Genomic DNA, 5,979 nt, shown 5'->3' on the forward strand with positions numbered 1-5,979 from the left:
GCTTAGAATGACAGGTAGCGAAGAGTTTGTGATATATAAGTATTGTTGGAGGTGAACCACGATTAAGGTTCTTGTTAAGGAGAAAATTGCGCAAGCCGGTATCGATAAGCTCAAGGCGGCCGGGTTCAAGGTTGATGTGAAGATCGGCATGTCGGCCGATGAGCTGCTTGATGCGATCGGTGAATACGATGCCCTGATAGTGAGAAGCGCGACGCAGGTCACCGGCGAGGTTATTAACCGCGCCGATAACTTAAAGGTCGTCGGTAGGGCCGGAATCGGTGTCGACAACGTTAACCTGGAGGCGGCGACAAAGCGGGGTATTATCGTAGCAAATGCCCCCCAAAGCAATATCGTTTCCGCAGCGGAGCATACGGTCGCGCTTATGCTTGCTTGTGCACGAAATATCGCCCAGGCAAGCGCTTCCGTAAAGGCCGGAAAATGGGAGAGAAGCAAGTTCCAGGGTGTTGAGGTATACGAGAAAGTCCTCGGCATCATCGGCCTCGGACGTATCGGCACACTTGTGGCCCAGAGGGCCATCGGCCTCGGCATGAAAGTCACGGGCTACGACCCGTACGTCTCTAAAGAGAGGTTCGCCCAGCTTGGAATCGGGCGCGCCGCTACAATCGAGGATGTTCTAAAAGTTGCAGATTTCTTAACGGTTCACCTTCCAAAAACCAAAGAAACGATAGGAATGTTCGGCGATAGAGAGTTTGCCATAATGAAGGACGGCGTTAGGCTCGTCAATACAGCCCGCGGCGGCATCTACCAGATCGATCCCCTTGTGGGCGCACTTAAAAGCGGCAAAGTTGCAGCCGTAGGTATAGATGTGTTCGATGCGGAGCCGCCGGTCGGCAACCCGCTTCTTGAGTTTGAGCAGACCGTCTGCACACCGCATTTGGGCGCATCGACGGTCGAGGCCCAGGACAGGGCGGGCACGCAGATTGCCGATCAAGTAATAGCCGGTTTAAAGGGCGAGTTTGTAAGCAATGCGGTCAACATCCCGCTTATATCGGTCGAGGCGATGGAGGCCGTAAAGCCGTTCCTGTCGCTTGCCGAGAAGCTCGGAAAGCTCTTTAACAAGCTGGCGGAGGAAGGAATCCACTCGCTCGATATCGAGTATGTGGGCCCTATCTCAAAATACGATACCAAGCTTCTGACGATCGCCGTTCTCAAAGGGGTCTTTGATGGAGTCGTTGAGGAGCAGGTTAATTATGTAAACGCCCCGATATTCGCCGAGGAGCGCGGCATCGAGGTTAACGAAAGCAAGAAGCAGTCATCGCAGGATTACCTTAATGTGATCCGTGTAAGGGGTCGCGATGGCGGTAACGATGTGATGGTTGCCGGAACGCTCGTCGGCAAGAAGAACCAGGATCGGTTCGTCAACATTTACGAGTTCGACATCGATATGGTTCCGTCCAAGTACATGGCATTCTTCAGGTACGAGGACACCCCCGGCATGATCGGGAAAGTCGGTACGATTCTTGGAAAATATAATATAAACATTGCGAACATGCAGGTAGGGCGCAGGAAAATCGGCGGCGAAGCCCTAATGGGTCTTAATGTCGACATACCGATTCCTGATAATGTCATTGAGGAAATAAAAAGCTCCGCGGGCATCGCGTTTGCGAAGTTTATGGTTTTGTAGCTGTCAGCGAGAGCAGTGGGTCATAGAAAGCTATCAGCTAGAGCGGTGGGTCGAGATGCGGGTTTAGAGCAGTGGGTCATAGAAAGCTGTTAGCTATCAGCTATCAGCTAGAGCAGTGGGTCGTAGAAAGCTGTCAGCTATAAGCTAGAGCAGTGGGTCGAGAGAGTGGGTTTAAAGTAGGCAGAAAGCAGTGCGTGGGTTAAGGGTATGGGTTGCAAAAAAGAGCATTCCCCATGGATGTCATTCTGAACGAAGTGAAGAATCTTGAGCGCAGAGACCTTGACTAGCGGTAGATGGGTCTAAGCTTAGATAACTATATTAGAGAAGAAGGTTTAGCTGACAGCTATAATAGCTGATCGCTGACAGCTATTATAGGAATTGCTGATGCAGCCACAAAAAGGCTGCATTATGGTAAGGTATAATAATTGTTGATCGTTATTGGATCTCTAAAATTAATGTGAGGTGGTTCCCGGTGGGGCTTTAGACATGAATCAGATATATTTGTTTGACACAACATTACGAGACGGTGAGCAATCGCCCGGCATATCTTTAAGTACCAGGGAGAAGCTTGAGATAGCCGATCAACTGGCTAAACTCGGCATCGATGTTATAGAGGCCGGGTTTCCGATAACCTCTCAAGGCGATTTTGAGGCGGTACGCACTATTGCCGAGAAGGTGCGCGAGCCCATCATCGCCGCGCTTGCCAGGGCGGTTGATGCAGATATAGATAGGGCGGCCGAGGCCATAAAGAAGGCCGAGCGCCCGCGCATCCATACCTTTATCATGTCCTCGGATATGCAGATACAGAACCAGCTTCGAAAAACCAGAGAAGAAGTTCTGCGGATGGCGATTGATTCTGTAAAAAGGGCGAAGTCTTACGTTAACGACGTGGAGTTTTCGCCGATGGATGCGACCCGCTCAGATTTTGGGTTCCTTTGCAAGCTCGTGGAGGCGGCAATAGAAAACGGTGCGACTGTTGTTAATATCCCGGATACGGTGGGATATGCGACCCCCGACGAGTTCGGCAAGTTGATCGCCGATCTCTTTAAGGCCGTGCCCGCGATGAACGATGTCATCGTTAGCGTCCACTGTCATAACGATCTCGGGATGTCCACGGCAAATGCGCTGGCCGCAGTCTTAAACGGCGCCACGCAGGTCGAGGGCACGATTAACGGTTTAGGGGAACGCGCCGGTAACACAGCGCTTGAAGAAATAGCGATGATACTTGATACCAGACGCAAAACGTTTGGAAAATATACGAACATCAAGACGGAAGAGATCAGCAAAACCAGCCGCCTGGTAAGCAGTCTAACCGGCTATCAGGTGCAATTTAATAAAGCGATCGTAGGGCGTAACGCGTTTGCGCACTCGTCCGGTATTCACCAGGACGGTGTGCTTAAAGAGCGCTCCACCTTTGAGATCATAGATCCGAGACGGGTTGGAATCAGCGAGAGCTCGCTTGTCCTGGGTAAGACCTCGGGCAGGCATGCGTTTAGAAAACACCTGGAAACTTTGGGCTACCAGCTACCCGATGAGGAGCTTGAGGCCGCATTCGGCCGGTTTAAAGACCTGGCCGATAAGAAATCCGAAATCACGGATATGGATATCGAGGCCATTCTCGCCGACGAGGTTAGAACTGCCTCAGAGGTCTACGCGCTGGAGTATATCCATGTCTGCAGCGGCAGCGATACCACTCCCACAGCTACGGTTCGGCTTCGTAAGAATGGTGAGGTGATCGAAAAAACTTCATCCGGTGACGGCCAAGTAGATGCCGTCTGCAACGCCATAATCTGGGCGACCGGCGTGAAGGGCAACCTTATCAGCTATAACGTAAATTCGATTACCGGCGGCCTTGATGCGCAGGGTGACGTTACCATCCAGCTCGAGATTAAGGGCAAGCCCGTTATGGGCAGGGGCGTCAGCACCGACATTATCGAGGCCAGCGCCAAAGCCTACCTCAATGCGATTAACAAAGCTTTATGTAGCTAAGAACTAGGTAGATGTCATTCTGAACGAAGCGTAAGCGAAGTGAAGAATCTAGGGGGCGGAAACCTTTCGTTTGAGATAGAAGGGTCTAAGCTTAGACGGCGGTAAGTGGCAGAGAATGAGAAGTACCCGCTAGATTCTTCGGCTAAAGCCTCAGAATGACAACAATAAATGGTTGGGTTTTAGCTGATAACTGAAGGCTGACTGCTGATAGTTAAAAAGCGGATTCAGAAGTAGTTCAGAAATAAAAGTATCCGGTCGATAATAGACCGTTAATAAGTAAGCAAACGAAACGGAGTAATTCATATGGGAATGACGATAACCGAGAAAATTCTTGCAGCCCATGCGGGCAAAGACAGCGTGAATCCGGGGGACTTGATCAATGTAGAGCTGGACCTCGTCCTCGGTAACGATATAACCGCACCGATTGCGATTAAAGAATTCAAAGAAATCGGCGTCAAAGAGGTATTTGACAAGGAGAAAGTGGTGCTTGTCCCCGACCATTTTGCGCCGAATAAAGATATCGACTCGGCCGAGCAGTGCAAGATGCTGCGTAAATTCGCTTTAGCGCAGGATATCACCAACTACTTTGAAGTGGGAAGGATGGGTATCGAGCACGCGCTCCTGCCCGAGCAGGGGTTGGTGCTGCCCGGAGACGCGGTAATCGGCGCCGACTCGCATACGTGCACGTACGGTGGTCTTGGCGCGTTTTCGACGGGTATGGGGTCGACAGACCTTGCCGCCGCAATGGCGACGGGGGAGACGTGGCTTAAAGTCCCATCATCCATAAAATTTGTTTTCAAAGGCCCGCTTAATCCATGGATTACCGGCAAAGACCTCATTCTTTACACGATCGGCCAGATAGGTGTAGACGGGGCACTGTACCAGGCCATGGAGTTTACCGGCGAGGCCATCTCGGCGCTCTCCGTAGATAGCAGGCTCTCGATGTGCAACATGGCGATCGAAGCGGGAGGAAAATCCGGCATCATCGCCCCCGATCAGAAGACTATCGATTACGTCGAGGGTCGCGCAAATCGCCCGTATACCGTCTATAAAAGCGACGAGGATGCAGAATACGCTCAGGTTTACGAATGGGATGTTTCAAACATCGAATCCCAGGTCGCATTCCCGCACTTGCCGTCGAATACGCGCGGCATAAGCGAAGTCGGCGATATTGCAATCGACCAGGTGGTTATCGGCTCCTGCACGAACGGCAGGATGGAGGATTTGAGAATTGCGGCCCAGATATTTAAGGGCCACACGGTGGATAAGAAGGTGCGTTGCATCATTATCCCCGGCACGCAGGATATCTATCGCCAGGCCATGAGGGAAGGCCTGATCGACATATTTATCGAGGCCAAAGCGGCGGTAAGCACGCCGACGTGCGGCCCGTGCCTCGGCGGGCATATGGGAGTCCTCGCCAAGGGCGAGCGCGCGCTTGCGACCACGAACCGCAACTTTGTCGGTCGCATGGGCCATCCCGAAAGCGAAGTATATTTAAGCGGACCGGCCGTAGCCGCCGCATCCGCAATAGCCGGCAGGATCGTAAGCCCGGAGCAATTGTAGGTCTAGAATGAGGGCTAGTACAGGTGCGCCAAGCGGCTTTTGAGATTGCCGAGCTTGAGCCCAGATCAATTGTAGGTCTAGAATGAGGGCTAGTAGGCAGTAGGGAGTATGCAGTAAGCAGCATGAAGGTTTAGACAGTGGGTTTAAGAAGAGTATCCACTTAGATGTCATTCTGAGGGAGCGAATAGCGACCGAAGAATCTAGGGTGCGGTTGCCTGTTTAGAAACCAAAGGGTCTAGGCTTAGATAAAGCGTCTTGAAAGATGGAGGTTTTAACCATGATATATAAAGGAAATGTGTGGAAGTTTGGGCGGGATATCGATACCGATGCGATCATACCGGCCAGGTATTTAAAGACAAGCGATCCGGTTGAACTCGGCAAGCACTGCATGGAAGATGCCGATCCGGAGTTTATGAATAAAATGAGCAAGGATGACATCATCGTAGCCGACGAGAATTTTGGCTGCGGCTCGTCAAGGGAACACGCCCCAATCGCAATCAAGGCGGCAGGTATTTCCTGCGTGATTGCCAAATCGTTTGCACGGATATTCTATCGCAACGCCATAAACATGGGGCTCGCCATCCTCGAGAGTCCCGAAGCTGTCGATGGGATCAAGGCCGGCGACGAAGTTCAGGTGGATACCGATAAAGGCGAGATCACCAATCTCACCACCGGCAACATCTACCAGGCAAAGCCGTTCCCTGAGTTTATCAGCAACATTATTAAACAAGGCGGGTTGATCAACTATACCAAAGAGAAGGTAAAAGCCCAGGCCAAGTAAG

General features: G+C 51.5%; 4 protein-coding genes. All 4 read left to right on the forward strand.

Going from position 1 to position 5,979, the window contains the following annotated elements; translation table 11 throughout:
- Positions 1-61 precede the first annotated feature (61 nt).
- The 4 genes from serA to leuD all read left to right on the forward strand — a co-directional run bounded on the left by serA (position 62) and on the right by leuD (position 5,978).
- Complete coding sequence (gene serA / locus COY37_RS01710) at positions 62-1,645, forward strand: phosphoglycerate dehydrogenase (RefSeq protein WP_286678709.1); 1,584 nt, start codon at positions 62-64, stop codon at positions 1,643-1,645.
- A gap of 486 nt (positions 1,646-2,131) precedes the next feature.
- A complete protein-coding gene (locus COY37_RS01715) occupies positions 2,132-3,634 on the forward strand; it encodes a 2-isopropylmalate synthase (RefSeq protein WP_286678704.1) in 1,503 nt (500 codons plus the stop codon).
- 303 nt (positions 3,635-3,937) lie between these two features.
- Positions 3,938-5,197: a 3-isopropylmalate dehydratase large subunit gene (gene leuC / locus COY37_RS01720; RefSeq protein WP_286678703.1), complete on the forward strand. Its 1,260-nt coding sequence runs from the start codon at positions 3,938-3,940 to the stop codon at positions 5,195-5,197.
- Positions 5,198-5,474: 277 nt separating this feature from the next.
- On the forward strand, positions 5,475-5,978 hold the full coding sequence (leuD, locus tag COY37_RS01725) for a 3-isopropylmalate dehydratase small subunit (RefSeq protein WP_286678702.1): 504 nt from the start codon (positions 5,475-5,477) through the stop codon (positions 5,976-5,978).
- The last annotated feature ends 1 nt before the right edge of the window (position 5,979 follow it).

The organism is Candidatus Aquicultor secundus (assembly GCF_002791875.1).
Lineage (GTDB): Bacteria > Actinomycetota > Aquicultoria > Aquicultorales > Aquicultoraceae > Aquicultor_A > Aquicultor_A secundus.